This window comes from Pseudomonas sp. MWU12-3088 (assembly GCF_023242405.1).
Classification (GTDB): Bacteria; Pseudomonadota; Gammaproteobacteria; order Pseudomonadales; family Pseudomonadaceae; genus Aquipseudomonas; species Aquipseudomonas kribbensis.
In genome coordinates this window covers 51,398-68,855 of sequence record NZ_JALJEA010000002.1, presented here as the reverse complement: position 1 = coordinate 68,855, position 17,458 = coordinate 51,398, and the positions used below count along the sequence as shown (strand labels likewise).

Genomic DNA, 17,458 nt, shown 5'->3' with positions numbered 1-17,458 from the left:
CTCAGGCAAGTTCGATCCAGTGCTGCGCACGGGCAACCTCCATGAATTGCTCGATGTCGTCACCGAGCTCGGGTACGCCGGGGAACTGTCTGTCGAGTTCGGCGATGATCGCCGCGACATCCCGCTCACCGTCGATCAGGCCGCCGATCAGCGCGGCACTTTCGTTGAGCTTGATCATGCCTTCCGGGTACAGCAGCACATGGCCTTTCTGCGCCGGTTCGTACTGGAAGCGGTAGCCGGGACGCCAGGTCGGGGTCTTGCTGCGGTCGAAACTCATAAGGCGATTCCTTTATGCCAGACCCGTTGATCGGTGACGCTGTGATACGGCGGGCGGTTTAGTTCGTAGGCCATGCTCATGGCATCGAGCATGCTCCAAAGGATGTCCAGTTTGAACTGGAGAATTTCCAGCATGCGCTCCTGGCCTTCGCGGGTCTTGTAGTGCTCCAGCGTGATCGCCAGACCATGCTCGACATCGCGCCGGGCCTGACCGAGGCGGGTGCGGAAATACTCGTAGCCGGCCGGGTCGATCCACGGGTAATGCTGCGGCCAGCTGTCGAGGCGCGACTGGTGGATCTGCGGCGCGAACAATTCGGTCAACGAGCTGCTGGCGGCTTCCTGCCAACTGGCGCGGCGGGCGAAGTTGACGTAGGCATCGACGGCGAAACGCACGCCGGGCAGCACCAGTTCCTGGGAGCGCAATTGATCCGGATCGAGGCCGACGGCCTGGCCGAGACGCAGCCAGGCTTCGATGCCACCGTCTTCGCCGGGGGCGCCGTCGTGGTCGAGCAGGCGCTGGATCCACTCGCGGCGGATTTCGCGATCCGGGCAGTTGGCGAGGATCGCCGCGTCTTTCAGGGGGATGTTCACCTGATAGTAGAAACGGTTGGCGACCCAGCCCTGGATCTGCTCGCGGGTAGCCCGGCCTTCATACATCGCCACGTGATACGGGTGATGGATGTGGTAGTAGGCGCCCTTGGCGCGCAGGGCCGCTTCGAATTCGGCGGGGGACAGCGGGGTATCGGTCATTGCAGTTCTCCGTGCCATTCGTTACAGGACGATGCTCATGCCGTCATACGCCACTTCAACATCGCGCCGCACCAGTTCCGCGCGCTCCGGTGAGTCTTCGTCGAGAATCGGATTGGTGTTGTTGATGTGGATAAGCACCTTGCGCTGCTCGGGAAGCTGTTCCAGCACTTCGAGCATGCCGCCGGGGCCGTTCTGGGCCAGGTGACCCATTTCACGGCCGGTGCGGGTGCCGACGCCACGGCGCTGCATTTCATCGTCGTCCCACAGCGTCCCGTCCACCAGTACGCAGTCGCTGCCGGCCATGATGTCCAGCAACGGCGCGTCGACCTTGCCCAGGCCCGGCGCGTAGAACAGTTTGCCGCCGGTGCTGAGGTCTTCGACGATCAGGCCGATGTTGTCGCCCGGATGCGGGTCGAAGCGGTGCGGCGAATAGGGCGGTGCGGCGCTGCGCAACGGCAGCGGGGTGAAGCGCAGGTTCGGGCACGCGGCGACGGTGAAGCTCTGGTCGAGTTCGATGCGGTTCCAGTCCAGCCCGCCGTTCCAGTGCTTGAGCATGGTGAACAGCGGGAAACCGGTGCTCAGGTCCTCGTGGACCATGTCCGTGCACCAGACCTGATGCGGGCAGCCTTCGCGCAGGCTGAGCAGGCCGGTGGTGTGGTCGATCTGGCTGTCCATCAGGATGATCGCGCTGATGCCGGTGTCACGCAGAGCCCGGCCCGGTTGCATCGGGGCGAAGCTCTGGAGTTGCGCGCGGATGTCCGGCGAGGCATTGCACAGCACCCAGTTCACGCCGTCATCGGAAATCGCGATGGACGATTGGGTGCGGGCCTTGGCATTCAGGCTGCCATCGCGAAAACCGGCGCAATTGACGCAGTTGCAATTCCACTGCGGAAAGCCGCCACCGGCGGCCGAACCCAGAATCTGGACGAACATGAACGCTCCATCATTTCAACGCTGAAAATAAAACGCCCCGGCGAGCCGAGGCGTTGCACTGCAATTCTGACGAGGCAGAACTCAGCGGCTGGCGAAGTACATGGTGACTTCGAAGCCGATACGCAGGTCGGTGTAAGCAGGTTTGGTCCAGGCCATCGGGTGACTCCTTCTTCAGGTGGGTGAGATAGCGCTATCCATAGGTATAGTCCACGGCAGCGCTGAGATGTTCCAAATAGTTAGGTGGCTATGTTACTCAAAATTTCAGGGGGTTGGCCCGTGAATCTTTGAGAAAGCTCCTTGCAGCCCCGGTAATGATCATTTTGCCGCTTGCCATGGCGCGCCTGGCGCAGGGTCGCTGGACAGACCGTGCCAGCCGCCTTCGGCGCGGATCAGGCGTTGTGCGGCGGCCAGCAATGCCGGGCGACCCAGTTGAGCGATGGCCCGGCGCAATTGCAGCAGATAATCCGACGAGTGGCCGGCGAGACGGGCCTGCCACAGAAGCTCGGCTGCCTCTTTGCCGGACAGGACGCTGTCATCGAACTGATCGGCAAGCGTCCGGCGTTGCTGGTCAAGGCTGGCGTCATCGAGTTGTTCGATAAGGGCTGGCAAGCCGTCGAGGAACTGTTGAATGTGCACGAGCAATTGCGCGGCGCTGGTCGTTGGCGATTGCACACCGAACAACAATCCGCTCCGGCCATGGATCTGGCGCAACCCGCTGAACACTGCATAACCCAGTTGCAGCTCGACTCGCAGGCGTTGGTAGAGCGGCGTCTGGCACAGGTGCGCGAGCAGACGCCACGCGGCTTCGCCAGCGATTTCCTGGCTGGCGGCAGGACAGAACAGTAGCAAGGCGTGTTCGCCCGAGTCGCTTTCGATTTGTTGCCACGAGTATTGGGTGTGGGTTGTCGAGGGGGCGGGCAATTGATTGTCCGGTGTGCCGGGGATGCGACTCAGGGCCAGGCCCATGGCGGATTGGGTCTGTGGGTTGAGGCCCAGCGCCAGACCGTCCCAGCGGGAAGTTGTCCACAGGTGCACGGCGTCATCGGATTCGCTCACGGCTGGCAGACAGTGTTTGGGCAATGCCTTGAGCAGTTGGCGAATCGGTATCAGTGCAGGTTGCGGCTCGCCTTTCGCGGATTCGGCGCTTACTTGTGTCAGAGATTTCAGCGCATGTTCCAGCACAGCGGGCAGCGTGTCCTGCAGACCGGTCACTTTCAGCAGCCACTGATTACCCGTGGTGCTGAACGACAACTCGACTCCGGCCTGACGTGCGTCGCCCGACACTTCCCGCAGACTGTGTTGCAGTTTCGCCTGCAACTCGGCCGTGGCCGCTGCTTCCGTTTGCCAGCGCACATACACCGCGCCTACGTCGCTGTTATCCGGCAGTGCCTGACTGAACTGCATCGGCGAGCGTTCACGGCGGCTGCGCGAGCGATCCTGAGCAAACGTGCGCAGACCCCGGTGAGCGCTGGTCTGGCCACGGATCAGGCCGGCGTTGGCCAGCGGTTCGGCTGTGCGCAGGAACGGGTTGGCGCTCGGCAGATGCCAATGGGGGCTGAAGTTATCCACAGTGCCGATTTTGCCGAGAACCGCTCTGAGCCCCGTAACGGCCGATTCGGACAGGCCGCTATCGAGTTGTTCGCTGTCGAGCCGCGCCAGTTGCAGTGCACCGCTGACTTGCTGCTGACGCTGAAGCAGTTCCGCGTATTCCGCACGCAATGCCGGCCAGTCCTGCTGCGCTGCGAAGAAGCTCAGCCAGTCAAGAAACTGTGCGTGGATGGTGTCGAGTGACCCGGATGCCGCAGTGAATTGAAGGTGCAGCAAAGCCTGCCCGGCAAACTGATATTGCACGCAAGCTTGCAGACTGTTTGCGAGACCCTGCTGTTGTAAATGCGCGAGCAACCCACCGGGTTTGGCGCTGTTCAGCCAGTGACAGAGAAACGCCAACGCCTCGGACGAAGACTCCGACAAGTCTTCCAGTGCAAACAGCAGATTGCCGTGTCGCTCGCCGACCTGTTGATAACTTGCCTGCGGGTTGTCCATCAAGCGAAAGGGCGCTGACTGCTCAGTTTTATCCCCCGGTGTCAGCGCAGCAGCAAACTGCTCGGCCAGCGTTCGCAGCTCTTGAATGTTCTGCGGTCCGACCAGGCTCAGTGTCATCTGCCCGGTGCGATAAAACTGCTGGTGGAAGTCTTTCAACGCCTGCTGAAACCCCACCTGCTCTACTGGCAGGCTGTCGCGGTTCCCGGCATGAAATCCACGCAACGGATGCGCTGCTGACAGCCCTTCGAACAGCGACTCTTTCTGCTGAGCGGCGGTGTCCTGGGACCATGCGACAAACTCCGCCTGCAGCACTTCCCGTTCCCGCAACTGATCGTCCGGATTCATACGCGGATGGGCGAGCATGTCCGACAGACGCTCCAGCCCGTCGCTGAAGGACGCTGGCGGCAACTCAAAGAAGAAATCGGTGGTGCGCTCGCGAGTGCTGGCATTCACCTGGCCGCCGTGACCTTGTACGTAGGCCATCAGCCCTTGCTGTGCAGGAAAGAGCTCGGTGCCGAGGAACAGTAGATGCTCAAGGAAGTGCGCCAGTCCCGGCCATGCCAACGGCACATCATGACTGCCGGCAGCCACCCGCAACGCGGCGGCGCTGCGCTTCAGGCCGGGCACGTGACGCAGGGTTACACGCAAGCCGTTGGCCAGGGTTTCGGTAAGGGGACGGGGGTGAGTCGGCGCAGGCATGGGCACTTCCAGAACAGTGAAGTGCCAATGCTAGCGGATTAGCGCTTGTTGAGCGCGTCGTAAAGTTCAGGGCGGCGGTCGTTGAAGTAGCGGTTGGCGCTACGGGAGTCGAGCATCAACTGGCGATCCAGCTCACCGACGATCAAGGCTTCGTCCAGTCCGGCCTGGGCGATACGGCTGCCATCCGGCGCGGCAATGCTGCTTTGTCCGCAGTAATGGATGTCGCCTTCGTGGCCGCAGTAGTTGGCGTAAGCCACGTAGCACTGGTTTTCGAAGGCGCGGGAGCGCACGGAAACATCGGCAATGAAATCGAAAGGAATCATGTTCGCTGTCGGCACCAGAATCAGCTCGGCACCTTCAAGGGCCAGGCGCCGGGCGTTTTCCGGGAACTCCAGGTCGTAGCAGATCAGGAAACCCAGCTTCCAGCCGTTGAGCTCGACGATGGGAAACTCGCCATCGCCGGGGCTGAACATCGAACGATCCAGATCGCCGAACAGATGCGTCTTGCGGTAATTGCACAGGCGCTCGCCGTTCGAATCGATCAACTGCACGGCGTTGTAGATCTGCCCTTCGGCAGTGCGCTCAGGGTAACCGTAGAGAATCGCCAGGCCGGCAGCCTTGGCGATCCGTCCGACTTGCTGCGCCCACTCGCCGTTGTAGACTTCGGCCAATGTCGCGACCGCCTCCTTGCCGATGTTGTAGCCGGTCAGGAACATCTCCGGCACCACCAGCAGATCGGCACCTTTGGCCTCCATCGCCAGTTGATGCAGGCGCTGGAGGTTGGCGGCCGGTTCCAGGGGCAGCGGTGGGCATTGGTAAAGGGCTACACGCATCGGGGATTCCTCTTACTCGGGCAGGGCGATCGGGCCGATGTCGTTGAATACATCACCCGGGCCGGGGTTCTCTTTATGTGTGGACCCGCCGAAGTGCTTCATGATTCCCCACACCGCGTTGAGCGAAGTCTGTACCGCGCCCTCGACCCAGGCCGGCGTCCATGACACGTCGTCGCCAGCAATGAATATCCCGCGCTGCTCCGGCGGCATGTCGTCCTGCATGAAGTGCGCGTACATGCGCTGGTTGTAGCGATAGTGGCCGGGCAGGGCGCCCTTGAACGCACCGAGGAAATGCGGGTCGGCTTCCCACGATACTGTGATCGGATCGCCGATGATCCGTGCGGCGATGTCGACTTTCGGGTAGATCTTCTTCAACGCGTCCAGCGCCAGTTTCACGCGTTTTTCCACCGGGTGCGGGAGCATTTTCAGCGCATCGCTCATCCACGAGTACGACAGGCAGATCACGCCGGGCTTGTCGTCGCCGTTGTCGAACAGATAGGTGCCACGGGTCAGGCGATCGGTGAGGGTCATGCTCATCAGGTCGCGGCCGGTTTCCGGGTCCTTGTCCTTCCAGAACGGGCGGTCGACCATCACGAAGGTCTTCGACGATTGCATGTAGCGCGTGCGGTCCAGTGCCATCCACATTTTTTGCGAGAACAGGGTTTCGTCGCATTCGATCTGGGTGGTCAGCAGCCAGCTCTGGCAGGTGGTCAGTACGGCGGCGTATTCGCGGGTGTCGCCGTTGTTGTCGGTGACCGCGAAACGTCCGTCAGGTGCGTGGGCGATTTTCTTCACCCCGGAACGTGGCGCGCCATGGTGCAGCGATTTCAGGCTGGTGCCTTGGGGCCAGTGTACGCAGCGCTCCGGTGCATGACGCCAGATGCCTTGCGGCACTTGTTCGACGCCCCCGACCACCAGGTGCTGGTGATCGTCGCAGTTGGTCATCACCACACGGAAGATTTCCAGCATCGAGTTGGGGAAGTCCGAGTCCCAGCCGCCGGTACCGAAACCGACCTGACCGAACACTTCGCGGTGATGGAACGACAGTTTGGCGAAGGCTTTCGAGGTGGCGACGAAGTCATAGAAGGTGCGGTCGTCCCACAGCGGTACGAGGGTATTCCACAGTTCTTTGAGGCGTGGCACGTCGCGGTCGCGGATTGCTTGCTGGATATCGGCGAACTGCGAGCCGGCCTCCAAGGCGTCGGCCCAGGCGTCCGCCACTTCCTGGAACAGTGCAGGAAGATCCTTCAGGCTCTGTGCGTAATGTGTTTTGCCTTCCAGGTCGATCACGGTGCTGCCGGAGGCCGGGGTCAGCGGGTTGGGGAAGGGCTTGGTCTCCAGACCGAGCTTATCGACGTAGTGATAGAACGCGGTGGAAGATACCGGGAAACGCATGCCGCCGAGCTCGGCGACGATGCCGTCAGTGCCGTTGAAGGCCTGGGAGCGCAGGCGGCCGCCAAGCTTCGAGGCCTCGTAAACGACCGGTTTCAAACCAAGTTTCATCAGCTCGTAAGCGGCCACCAGACCTGCGATGCCGGCACCGACGATCGCCACTTCGGCGCCGTGGTTGTGCTCGGGAATGCTGCCCAGGCCAGCCGGGTGTTCGATCCAGTCGTCGAAGGCGAACGGAAAGTCCGGGCCGAAAATGGTGATCGGTTTCTTACCGTCTGCAGGATGGCGATTGTTCTTGTTCATGGCTGACCTTGCTGGCGACCCGACGCCGGATGCGCGTCTGAGTATAGGAAAAGATGCCAGCCATTCTAGGGAGCGTAGAACACGTTAATAAGACGCAAAGTGTCGTCGATTTGAGTGTTTTCGCTGCAATATGACGAATACTTTGATCAAACTGGATGCCCGCGATCAATCTTGCTGCTGAGGATGATCGAGGTCGTGGTCTTCTCCACGCCGTCTACGCTGCCGATCTGATCGAGAAGCTGATCGAGCTGTTCCGGTGAGTCGGTTCGCAGCCACGCCACATAATCGAATTCGCCACTCACCGCGCACAATTGCTGCACCTGGGCCATCGCGCTCAAACGTCGCAACACCTCTTTGCCGGAGCGCGGCTGCACCTTGATCCCGACGTACGCCTGCAACCCGCCATCCACCACGCGCTGACCCAGGCGCACGCCATAGCCGGTGATGACTTTGGCCTTCTCCAGCCGCGCCAGTCGCGAAGTCACGGTCGTGCGGGCGATCCCCAATTGCCTGGCCAGCATCGCCACGCTTTCACGAGCATTGATTTGCAGGGCAGCGATCAGCTGGCGGTCGATTTCATCGAGCACGGGTGGGCGGATGTCGGGCAAGGGCTGGCTCCAGCGGTACGGATCTATGGGGTCGCATGTTACAGGCTCGTCACGCGAGGCGCTTGTGAGTGCTGATTGAGCGGCTGAGGCCAGGCAGTCGCCGGGCCGGGGGATTTTACTGAAACAAAAGAACAGACAAATGATTTGACTTGCCTGCTGCCTTTATAAAAAATGGCCTCAAGAGCGCGAAATCTGCTGCCTTGCAGGGCTTCAGCAGACGTAGGTACCTCAGCGATGCTGCAACATCGGTGTAAGGTGAGACCTCTTCATCCCATTTCCTGAGGATGCCAATATCAGGATTCAAATACTCAAGGGGAGCCAACAGGCTCCCCTTTTTGTTTGTCCTGAAGAATGTATCTCTTGTAGAGAAGTTCGCCCTGGCGGTGCCTGTTCATCGCTCTTGCCGAGGCATGCATGAAGTTCCACAGGACGTGTCCGTGCCTGACATCCACCACGACGAGCATGTCATTCTTTGCCTCGTAAGCGTTGATGAAGGCTAGGCGGTATCCACCGTTGTCGTACAGGACTCTCCAAATTTCAAACGGTCCCGTCAGCGTATCAATGGCATGTCGAACATAGCGCTCTCGTGAGTCAGCACGCTTTTCGACAATATGGGCGAGCTTGTCTCTCATCACCGCAACATTTCCGATCGGCGTGAGGATGGTCACTGCTAGTAGCGCCTCGTCGATGAATCCGAAGTGAGCCAAGAGGATTCTGAGGGCTCCTTGTGCATCGTCTGCCCTTTTCACTTCCTCAATTGCGGCTGAGCGAAGCTCTCTGGTCAGTGTCCGCAGGTCGGGCAAAGCTAAGTCGATCCATGTTTGTTGGCCACCTGCTTCTTTGACCAGTGGCGCAGCACTCACGAGCATGAAAGTAATCCTTGGCGGGCAGCGGCGCCCGGAGATTACTCGCTCGGAGAAAAGGCCAACAAGGCTGAAAGCTGTGTGAAAACACAGCTTGGGAAATAACCTACAGACCTTGCGGTAGTCTTCCGAACATTGCGCTTGTGAAGAACGTAAACGCCAAACGACAGGCGAAAAAAAGCCGCACATAAGCGCGGCTTTTTCACGTTTGGTGGGCCCACACGGACTTGAACCGTGGACCAAAGGATTATGAGTCCTCTGCTCTAACCAACTGAGCTATAGGCCCTCAGTAGGCCGCGGATTATAGCGACGGTTTCTCGGCTGTGCTATCCGAAAAATCTGATACGGCTATGCGAAGAAACGTCGCGGCGAATTCCTCCGGTGGCAGCGGCAGGCTGACGATGTAGCCCTGGATCTGTTCGCAGCCTTCGGCGGCGAGGAATTGTTGTTGGGCCTGGGTTTCCACGCCTTCGGCGATCACGGTGAATTGCATGCTGCGGCCCAGAGCGATGATGGCGCGCACGATCGCCGCATCGTGCGGGTCGTCGGGCAGGCCGCGGACGAAAGACTGGTCGATCTTGAGGATGTCCAGCGGCAGGCGTTTGAGGTAGCTCAGCGAGGAGTAACCGGTGCCGAAGTCGTCGATGGCCAGCTGCACGCCGAGGTGTTTGAGTTGATGCAGCACCGCCAGCGCCTCTTCGGCCTGGCTCATGATGAAGTTTTCGGTAATTTCCAGTTGCAGTAAATCCGGCCTGAGGCGGTTGTCCTTGAGCAGTTGTTCGATGCGTCCCAGCAGGTTCGGCTGGCGCAGTTGTGCGCCGGCGAGGTTGACCGACAGCGGGCCCAGGGATTCGTAAATCTGGTTCCACTCGAACATCTGCCGGCAGGCGGTTTCCAGCACCCAGTCGCCAATTTGCAGAATCATTCCGTTCTCTTCCGCCAGCGGAATGAAATGCTCCGGCGGCACCTCGCCAAAGGTCGGGTGACGCCAGCGGATCAGGGCTTCGGCGCCGACCAGGCTGTGGTCATCAAGGCTGATTTTCGGCTGGTAGTAGAGGTACAACTCTTCGCGCTCGATGGCCCGGCGCAGTTCATGCTCCAGCGCCACCCGTTCGCTGGCCTGGGCGGTGAGGTCGCGGGTGTAGCTTTCGACGCGGTTGCGGCCCTTGGCCTTGGAGCGGTACATCGCCGCGTCGGCGTTCTTGATCAGAGTGGCGACGTCGCAGCCGTCACGGGGATAGAGGCTGGTACCGATACTGGCGCTGATGAAAAACTCGTGTTCGCCGGCCTGGAATGGTGCTCCGAAACAATTCAGCAGTTTGGTGGCGATGTTGTCGGCATCACCGGCCTGTTGCAGCCCCGGTAGCAGGATGATGAATTCGTCGCCGCCCAGCCGTGCAACGGTGTCGATATCGCGCAATTGTTCTTTGAGTCTTACGGCAATTCCTTTGAGCAGCAGATCGCCAACCGGGTGGCCGAGGCTGTCGTTGATGTGTTTGAAGCGATCAAGGTCGAGGAACAGCACCGCGCCCAGACCGCCGTTTTCTTGCTGACCGTTCAGTGCCGTCAGCAGGCGACTTTCGAACAGCGTGCGATTCGGCAGGCCGGTCAGCGGATCATGGTGGGCCTGGTAATCGAGTTTGGCCTGAGCGTGCTTGAGGCTGGAGATATCAGCAAACACCGCGACGAAGTGGGTAATGAACCGGTCGCGGTTGCGCACGGCACTGATGGTCAGCCAGCTCGGGTACAACTCACCATTCTTGCGCCGGTTGGAGATTTCGCCCTGCCAGTGGCCTTCGTCAGTCAATTGATGCCACATCGCTGCATAGAACGCGCTGTCGTGCAGCCCGGAAGCCAGCAGGCGTGGGGTATGGCCGAGCGCCTCGCTTTCGCTGTAGCCGGTGATTTCGGTAAAGGCGCGGTTCACGGCACTGATGTGCTGTTGCGTATCGGTGATCAAGACACCTTCGGCGGTACTCTCGAACACCGTTGCGGCCTGTTGCAGTTTTTCCTGCATCAGGTGGCGTTCGGTGATGTCCCGGGCGATGGTCAGCATGCAGTCGTCTTCGCCGATCGGCAGTGGGCGACTGGACACTTCGCAGAGGCGAATCTGCCCGTCACTGCGACGGATGTGGCAGGTGAAGTCACGAACGAAACCGTCACGGTGCAGCAGATCGAGCATCTGTTTGCGTTCGTTGAGATTGACCCAGATCCCCAGATCCAGTGCCGAACGGTCCACCGACATGGCGCTGTTGAAACCGGTGATGCGGCTGAAGCCTTCGTTGACCTCCAGCAGCAGGCCATCGCTCTGACGCGACAGCAACAGACCGTCCGGCGAGGCGTGAAAGGCCTTGGCGAACTTTTCTTCGGAGGTTTGCAACAGCTGTTGGGTTTCCTTGAGCTGGGTAATGTCGCGCACCACCACGACCAGCGCGGGTGTGGTGTCGAGCTCGAACGGCTCGGCGGAAATCAGCCCGGTGAACACCTGGCCGTTGCTGCGACGAAAGGGCATCTCCAGGTTGCGAATGCTGCCGGCCTGCAGGCGTTGCAGCAGGCCGGGGCCAACGCCGGGAATGCCCCAGATGTTGAGCTCGGTGGCGGTCTGGCCGATGACATCTTCGGCTTTGAGCCCGATCTGTTCCTCAAAGGCTTCGTTGACCTCCAGCAGACAGCCGTCGGACAGACGCGCAATCACCAGGATGTCCGGGCATTGCTGGAACACCGAGGCGAACTTCTGCTCCGACAGGCGCAGGGCCTCTTCGGTGCGCTTGGTTTCGCTGATGTCGATCATCAGGCCGCGCATCACCGGCTCGTGGCCATGTTCGATCAGGCTGACGATGTCGCGCACCCACAGGCACCGGCCATCAGCGGTGATTACCCGGTAATCGAGGCTGTGATCCCGTCCGGCGAGCACTTCGTGATCGCAGAAACTCTGTGCGCGGGTCAGGTCCGCCGGGTGGATGATGTTGCGCCAGAAGCCGGGAATCAGCCAATGGGACAGGGGATAACCCAGCAAATCCTCGGCGTGGGGCGATACGTAGCTGTAGGTGAAATCGCTGATTCGTGCTTCCCAGGCAATGGCCGACAGGCTCTCTACCAGCCCGCGATAGTGGTATTCGCTGCTGCGCAGTTCCTGTTCGAGGTCGATGCGCCGGGCGATTTCCGAGCTCAAGCGGCGGTTGATGCGGATCACCACTGCCAGGATGATCACCAGCAACAGCAGGCCTGGCAGGCCATAGATCAGCAGATCCGACCAGAATGTCCGATGATCGAGGACGTTGCCCACCCAGTGTTCCTGGATACTGCTGATCTGCTCCGGGGACATGTCGGCCAGGACTTTATCCAGAATGCCCACCAGCATTTTGCTGTCTCGGGGAACCCCCATTGCCAGTTGATAGCGATAAGGGGTTTCGCCGCTGACATACAGCCCGTCGAGCTTGAGCTGGCGCAGGCTCCAGACACTTGAGGCGAGATCGCCGACCACCGCGTCCACCTCATCGGTCGCCAGGGCCTGCAGTGCCGAGCTGACATTGGGCATGGCAACCAGATTCAGATCGGGATGATGGGTGCGCAACAGTTCATGGGGAGCATAGTTTTCGACGACGGCGATCTTCAACCCGTACAGATCCTCGATCTTTCGCGGTTGCGGCCCGCCGACATGGGCGAGGATGACGATCGGAAAATCCAGGTAAGGGCGGGTGAAGGCCAGGTAGTTCTGGCGTTCCGGGGTGGACATGATGCCCGGCAGCAGATCGATCGTGCCGTTTTTGGCCTGTTCGAGCACGGCTGTCCAGCTCGAGGGTTCGATGGGCGTAAGTTTGATGGCCAGACGCTGGCGGATCACGTCGATATAGTCCGCCGCCAGGCCCTGATAGCGGTTCTGCTCATCGCGAAACTCGAAGGGGGGCCACGATGCATCGACACCCAGGCGCAAGTCCGGGTGAGCCGCCAGCCAGCTACGTTCTTCATCGGTCAGAGTCAGCGCGTCAGCCGTTGCGGTCCAGATCATCAGTGACAGCAAAAAAAGCACGGACGCCAGTCTGGGCATAACGGTCTCGTTATGGCACGGGGGAATGTTTCGAGTGTAGACGGGCTGTGCGCGGGGGAGGGTGGTGCGAGGTATTTAATCTGCCCGATAAAACAAAACCCCCGGCCTGGGCCGGGGGTTCTGGTATTACTCGTCGAGGAACGAACGCAGGTGTTCGCTTCGCGTCGGATGGCGCAGCTTGCGCAGCGCCTTGGCTTCGATCTGACGGATCCGCTCACGGGTCACGTCAAACTGTTTGCCGACTTCTTCGAGCGTATGGTCGGTGTTCATGTCGATACCGAAACGCATGCGCAGTACCTTGGCTTCACGGGCAGTGAGGCCGGACAGCACTTCGCGGGTCGCTTCTTTCAGGCTCTCGACAGTGGCGACATCGATTGGCGACTGCATGGTCGAGTCTTCGATGAAATCACCCAGATGAGAGTCTTCGTCATCACCGATCGGGGTTTCCATGGAGATCGGCTCTTTGGCGATCTTCAATACCTTGCGGATCTTGTCCTCAGGCATCTCCATGCGCTCACCCAGCTCTTCCGGGGTCGGTTCGCGACCCATTTCCTGCAGCATCTGGCGGGAAATGCGGTTGAGCTTGTTGATCGTCTCGATCATGTGCACCGGAATACGGATGGTGCGGGCCTGGTCGGCGATCGAGCGAGTGATCGCCTGACGGATCCACCAGGTGGCATAGGTCGAGAACTTGTAACCACGACGGTATTCGAACTTGTCCACCGCTTTCATCAGACCGATGTTGCCTTCCTGGATCAGGTCGAGGAATTGCAGGCCACGGTTGGTGTACTTCTTGGCGATGGAGATCACCAGACGCAGGTTCGCTTCAACCATCTCTTTTTTCGCGCGGCGGGCTTTCGCCTCACCGATCGACATGCGACGGTTGATGTCCTTGATCTCGGCAATAGTCAGACCGGTCTCGGTTTCCAGTGCGGTCAGCTTCTGCTGGCAACGGATGATGTCCGGTTGCACGCGGCCGATGGCTTCGGCGTACTTGCTCTTGCCTTTGGCCAGGGCGTCGGACCAGCTTTCGTCGACTTCGTTGCCCGGGAACTGGCGCAGGAAGTCGGCACGCGGCATACGTGCATCACGTACGCACAGCTGCATGATCGCGCGCTCTTGCTGACGCAGGCGATCCAGGGCACTGCGAACACGTTCGACCAGGGCTTCGAATTGCTTCGGCACCAGTTTGATCGGCATGAACAGATCAGCCAGGGCCAGCAACTCGGCAACCGCTGCCTTGTTGTGACGACCGTGCTTTTTCAGGGCCTTGCGGGTGATTTCCATCTGGTCGGCCACGGCGCCGAAGCGCTGGGCAGCAATGACCGGATCCGGACCGCTTTCGGCTTCTTCTTCGTCATCGGAAGCTTCGGCGTCATCGTCCTCGGAATCGTCGTCCGCTTTCGCGGCTTTCGCGTCGATCGGCGGTGGCACTTCGGCAGCCGGCGGCGTAATACCGTCGTCCGGGTCGATGTAACCGCTCAGGACGTCGGACAGGCGACCGCCTTCGGTGGTGACCCGAGTGTATTCGGAGAGAATATGGTCAACCGTGCCGGGGAAGTGCGCGATTGCGCTCATCACCTCACGGATGCCCTCTTCGATACGCTTGGCGATTTCGATTTCGCCTTCACGAGTCAGAAGCTCGACCGTACCCATTTCACGCATGTACATGCGCACTGGGTCAGTGGTGCGACCGATATCGGTCTCGACCGCTGCCAACGCGGCGGCTGCTTCTTCCGCAGCGGCCTCGTCGGTATCGGCGTCGGCCAACATAAGGGCGTCCGCATCCGGAGCACTCTCGTGTACGGGGATCCCCATGTCGTTAATCATGCGGATGATGTCTTCCACCTGCTCCGGATCTGAAATATCCTCGGGCAGGTGGTCGTTGACCTCGGCGTAAGTCAGATACTTCTGCTCACGACCCAGTTTGATCAACTCAATAATACGAGACTGCTGTTGCGCTTTTCCGGACATAACACCCTATCCACTGAAGGTCTTGGCGGGCAAAAAACAAGCCGAGGATTATACCTGAGCTATGACCTCACGCGCCAGTTGAGGTCGGGTTTGATGCAGGAACATCCCGTTTGAGCAATTCGAGCAGCAAAGATTTTTCTTCGGTGCTCAGATCGCTTTGACGTGATTTCCTGAGAAGTTGTTCCAGCTTTCGCTCGCGCTGGCGGGCTGACAAGCTAGTTATGGTGTCGAAAAACTGTTGTTCAAGGTTTTCTCCGTTGATCAACCACTCCTTTTCTGCCAGGCGGGTCAGCAATCGACCTTGTTCGGTGCCATGCCATCGCGAGATCAACTGAAAAGAGTTTAGCTGAGGATTCTTTTGCACGGCTTCCAGTGAGGCCACCAGCAGCTGAGTGTTGGTATTGTCTTCGTCCGCAAAATGGCTGGCCGTCTCGACCTTCAGCGCCAGTTGCGGGTGATGGATCACCGTTCGCAGGGCGGCCATGATCGGTGGCTCGACGGGAGCCGGCACTCTCGGGGCGCGCGGTTGGTCGCGATCACCGCTACGCTTGCCGTTCTTGTCCCACGGCTTTTTATCCCATTTCTTGCCGCCGGCGCCGGGTTTCTTTGGCGTCCATTCCTGCTGCGGCACATACATGTCCTGTGCCTGCGGCTGATGGTAGTCGCTGAAGTCCGGCATCGCGTCGTAATCGATGCCGGGGTCGTAGGCGGGCGGCGCTTCCTGCGGTGCGCTCTGGGCCAGCTGACTGACGGTCTCGCTGCTCAGACCGGTGATTTCGGTCAGGCGCTGACGCATCAGGATTCGCAGGTTGGCCCCTGGTACTTTATCGATCAACGGCGCGGCAAGCGTCGCCATGTGCGCCTTGCCTTCGAGTGAGCGAGGGTCGGCCTCTTCGGTCAGTTGCTGGAAGAAATAGTCTGCCAGCGGTTGCGCGTGCTGATTGATCCGCGCACGGAAGGCGTCGGTGCCTTCGGCGCGGATCAAGGTGTCCGGGTCTTCGCCTTCGGGCAGGAACAGGAAGCGTGCGCGGCGACCGTCCTGCAGGCTGCTCAGCGTGGCTTCCAGTGCGCGCCATGCGGCGTTGCGGCCGGCCTGGTCGCCGTCGAAGCAGAACAGCACGTTCGGTACGACCCGAAAAAGGCGCTTCAGATGCTCTTCGCTGGTGGCTGTGCCCAGGGTCGCAACGGCGTTTCGCAGGCCTTGCTGGGCCAGGGCGATAACGTCCATGTAGCCCTCGACGACGATGATTTCGTCGAGGTTGCGGTTGTTCTTGCGGGCTTCATAGAGGCCGTAGAGTTCCTGGCCTTTATGGAATACCGGGGTTTCCGGCGAGTTCAGGTATTTCGGCTTGTCGTCGCCAAGGACTCGGCCGCCGAAGGCGATAATGCGCCCCCGGGTGTCGCGGATCGGGAACATCACGCGATCACGGAAGCGGTCATAGCGCTTGCCGGTTTCGGCGTTCTCGATCAGCAGGCCGGCGTCGATCATGGCTTTCTGCTGCAAGGTGTCGCTGCTCAGGTGCTTGAACAGATTGTCCCAGCCTGGCGGAGCGAAACCGAGGCCGAAGTCCCGGGCAATTTCACCTGTCAGTCCGCGGCCCTTGAGGTAATCCACGGCAGCCTTGCGTGCCGGGTGGCTCTTGAGCGCCTGGCGGTAAAAGTCCGCAGCGGCAGTCAGCAGTGGATAAAGCGGCGAATCGGTCGGCTGTCGCGGTTTGTGCGAGCGGCCACTTTCTTCGCGGGGCACTTCCATGCCGGCGGCTTTGGCCAGGTCCTCGACTGCCTGGGGGAAGTCCAGGTTGTCGTGGTCCATGAGAAAACCGAGCGCGTTACCGCCGGCGCCGCAACCGAAGCAGTAATAGAACTGCTTGTCGGGGCTTACGCTGAACGACGGGGTTTTCTCTTTATGGAACGGGCAGCAGGCGGTGTAGTTCTTGCCGGCCTTCTTCAGTTGCACGCGCGAGCTGACCACGTCGACGATGTCGGTGCGGTTCAGCAGGTCGTCAATGAAGCTCTGGGGAATCAGCCCGGCCATGGCGTTCTCGTCGTCTGCGCTGTAATGAGTCCGATGCGATGGGCGGCCGGACGCGGGTCATGCTTGAAAGCGCACAAAGAGTGCGGCTCGACCGGTGTCGTCTGCGTAATCGCTGTCGGGAAGTGTATCTGCCGAAAATCCACTGACGTTAGTACCTATCAGTCTTCGACTTTATGAAAGTGTTGCGCTGAATCCGCTGACGGCCGGTTGAGGCCTCGGATAGCTCATGAAGCGGGCACGCAAGCAGGTGCCTTGGGCTGATCGTCGTAAGAGGAATCAGTGGGTGTGCTCGTCAGTAGCCTTGAAAGGCTCGTCAGAAAAGACGTGCACCGCTGGCAAAAGAGCCAGGCCTGACGCGGTGAAGCGGATTTGTCTCGGTCGCGTGTGCGGCTTCGACGGTGAAGCATCAAGCGTTTTACGCAAATGCCATTAGCCCGGCTGAGGGCCGGGCTTGGCAGAAGCTTGCTACGATCGTCTGTGTATTAGTACAGACGAACGGCGCGGCGCTGTTCGCGCTGAACTTTCTTGGCGTGACGCTTAACAGCGGCTGCTGCCTTGCGCTTACGCTCGGAAGTTGGCTTCTCGTAAAATTCGCGGCTACGAACTTCAGCCAGTACACCGGCTTTTTCGCAGGAGCGCTTGAAACGACGCAGAGCTACGTCGAAGGGTTCGTTCTCTTTAACTTTGACGGCTGGCATCCA

Annotated in this window: 13 protein-coding genes and 1 tRNA gene; all 14 read right to left on the bottom strand. The window is 60.2% G+C overall.

The window, feature by feature from the left end:
- Position 1 precedes the first annotated feature (1 nt).
- A complete protein-coding gene (pqqD, locus tag M5B98_RS06070; protein WP_007959876.1) occupies positions 2-277 on the bottom strand; it encodes a pyrroloquinoline quinone biosynthesis peptide chaperone PqqD in 276 nt (91 codons plus the stop codon).
- On the bottom strand, positions 274-1,026 hold the full coding sequence (gene pqqC, locus M5B98_RS06065; RefSeq protein WP_011336228.1) for a pyrroloquinoline-quinone synthase PqqC: 753 nt from the start codon (positions 1,024-1,026) through the stop codon (positions 274-276). The genes pqqD and pqqC overlap by 4 nt, the downstream gene beginning before the upstream one ends.
- Before the next feature lie 21 nt (positions 1,027-1,047).
- The gene (gene pqqB / locus M5B98_RS06060; protein WP_248742204.1) at positions 1,048-1,959 is read right to left on the bottom strand and encodes a pyrroloquinoline quinone biosynthesis protein PqqB; all 912 of its coding nucleotides are present in this window, start codon (positions 1,957-1,959) and stop codon (positions 1,048-1,050) included.
- 81 nt (positions 1,960-2,040) lie between these two features.
- Positions 2,041-2,115 carry a pyrroloquinoline quinone precursor peptide PqqA gene (gene pqqA / locus M5B98_RS06055; RefSeq protein WP_003444522.1) on the bottom strand — a complete coding sequence of 25 codons (75 nt, stop codon included), beginning with the start codon at positions 2,113-2,115 and terminating at the stop codon, positions 2,041-2,043.
- 159 nt (positions 2,116-2,274) lie between these two features.
- Positions 2,275-4,701 carry a pyrroloquinoline quinone biosynthesis protein PqqF gene (pqqF, locus tag M5B98_RS06050; RefSeq protein ID WP_248742203.1) on the bottom strand — a complete coding sequence of 809 codons (2,427 nt, stop codon included), beginning with the start codon at positions 4,699-4,701 and terminating at the stop codon, positions 2,275-2,277.
- Between the two features lie 38 nt (positions 4,702-4,739).
- Complete coding sequence (locus tag M5B98_RS06045; RefSeq protein ID WP_248742202.1) at positions 4,740-5,534, bottom strand: carbon-nitrogen hydrolase family protein; 795 nt, start codon at positions 5,532-5,534, stop codon at positions 4,740-4,742.
- Positions 5,535-5,546: 12 nt separating this feature from the next.
- Positions 5,547-7,229, bottom strand: coding sequence for a flavin monoamine oxidase family protein (locus tag M5B98_RS06040; RefSeq protein ID WP_085709206.1), 1,683 nt, complete (start codon positions 7,227-7,229; stop codon positions 5,547-5,549).
- Between the two features lie 146 nt (positions 7,230-7,375).
- Entirely contained in the window at positions 7,376-7,837 is a 462-nt protein-coding gene (locus M5B98_RS06035; protein WP_007959884.1) for an Lrp/AsnC family transcriptional regulator, read from the bottom strand.
- Positions 7,838-8,145: 308 nt separating this feature from the next.
- Positions 8,146-8,706 carry a PBECR2 nuclease fold domain-containing protein gene (locus M5B98_RS06030; RefSeq protein ID WP_248742201.1) on the bottom strand — a complete coding sequence of 187 codons (561 nt, stop codon included), beginning with the start codon at positions 8,704-8,706 and terminating at the stop codon, positions 8,146-8,148.
- A gap of 203 nt (positions 8,707-8,909) precedes the next feature.
- Positions 8,910-8,986: transfer RNA gene (locus M5B98_RS06025), tRNA-Ile, on the bottom strand.
- A 15-nt stretch (positions 8,987-9,001) separates the two neighbouring features.
- Complete coding sequence (locus M5B98_RS06020; RefSeq protein WP_248742200.1) at positions 9,002-12,748, bottom strand: bifunctional diguanylate cyclase/phosphodiesterase; 3,747 nt, start codon at positions 12,746-12,748, stop codon at positions 9,002-9,004.
- Between the two features lie 126 nt (positions 12,749-12,874).
- Entirely contained in the window at positions 12,875-14,722 is a 1,848-nt protein-coding gene (rpoD, locus tag M5B98_RS06015) for an RNA polymerase sigma factor RpoD (RefSeq protein WP_085709208.1), read from the bottom strand.
- A gap of 67 nt (positions 14,723-14,789) precedes the next feature.
- Positions 14,790-16,757, bottom strand: coding sequence for a DNA primase (dnaG, locus tag M5B98_RS06010; RefSeq protein ID WP_248742199.1), 1,968 nt, complete (start codon positions 16,755-16,757; stop codon positions 14,790-14,792).
- A gap of 482 nt (positions 16,758-17,239) precedes the next feature.
- A complete protein-coding gene (rpsU, locus tag M5B98_RS06005) occupies positions 17,240-17,455 on the bottom strand; it encodes a 30S ribosomal protein S21 (RefSeq protein WP_002551877.1) in 216 nt (71 codons plus the stop codon).
- Positions 17,456-17,458 lie beyond the last annotated feature (3 nt).

Coding starts and splice junctions, on each gene's coding strand:
- rpsU (WP_002551877.1), bottom strand. CDS start 17,455: ATGCCAGCCGTCAAAGTTAAAGAGAACGAACCCTTCGACGTAGCTCTG.
- M5B98_RS06030 (WP_248742201.1), bottom strand. CDS start 8,706: ATGCTCGTGAGTGCTGCGCCACTGGTCAAAGAAGCAGGTGGCCAACAA.
- pqqF (WP_248742203.1), bottom strand. CDS start 4,701: ATGCCTGCGCCGACTCACCCCCGTCCCCTTACCGAAACCCTGGCCAAC.
- dnaG (WP_248742199.1), bottom strand. CDS start 16,757: ATGGCCGGGCTGATTCCCCAGAGCTTCATTGACGACCTGCTGAACCGC.
- pqqD (WP_007959876.1), bottom strand. CDS start 277: ATGAGTTTCGACCGCAGCAAGACCCCGACCTGGCGTCCCGGCTACCGC.
- M5B98_RS06040 (WP_085709206.1), bottom strand. CDS start 7,229: ATGAACAAGAACAATCGCCATCCTGCAGACGGTAAGAAACCGATCACC.
- M5B98_RS06020 (WP_248742200.1), bottom strand. CDS start 12,748: ATGCCCAGACTGGCGTCCGTGCTTTTTTTGCTGTCACTGATGATCTGG.
- M5B98_RS06045 (WP_248742202.1), bottom strand. CDS start 5,534: ATGCGTGTAGCCCTTTACCAATGCCCACCGCTGCCCCTGGAACCGGCC.
- pqqB (WP_248742204.1), bottom strand. CDS start 1,959: ATGTTCGTCCAGATTCTGGGTTCGGCCGCCGGTGGCGGCTTTCCGCAG.
- pqqC (WP_011336228.1), bottom strand. CDS start 1,026: ATGACCGATACCCCGCTGTCCCCCGCCGAATTCGAAGCGGCCCTGCGC.
- rpoD (WP_085709208.1), bottom strand. CDS start 14,722: ATGTCCGGAAAAGCGCAACAGCAGTCTCGTATTATTGAGTTGATCAAA.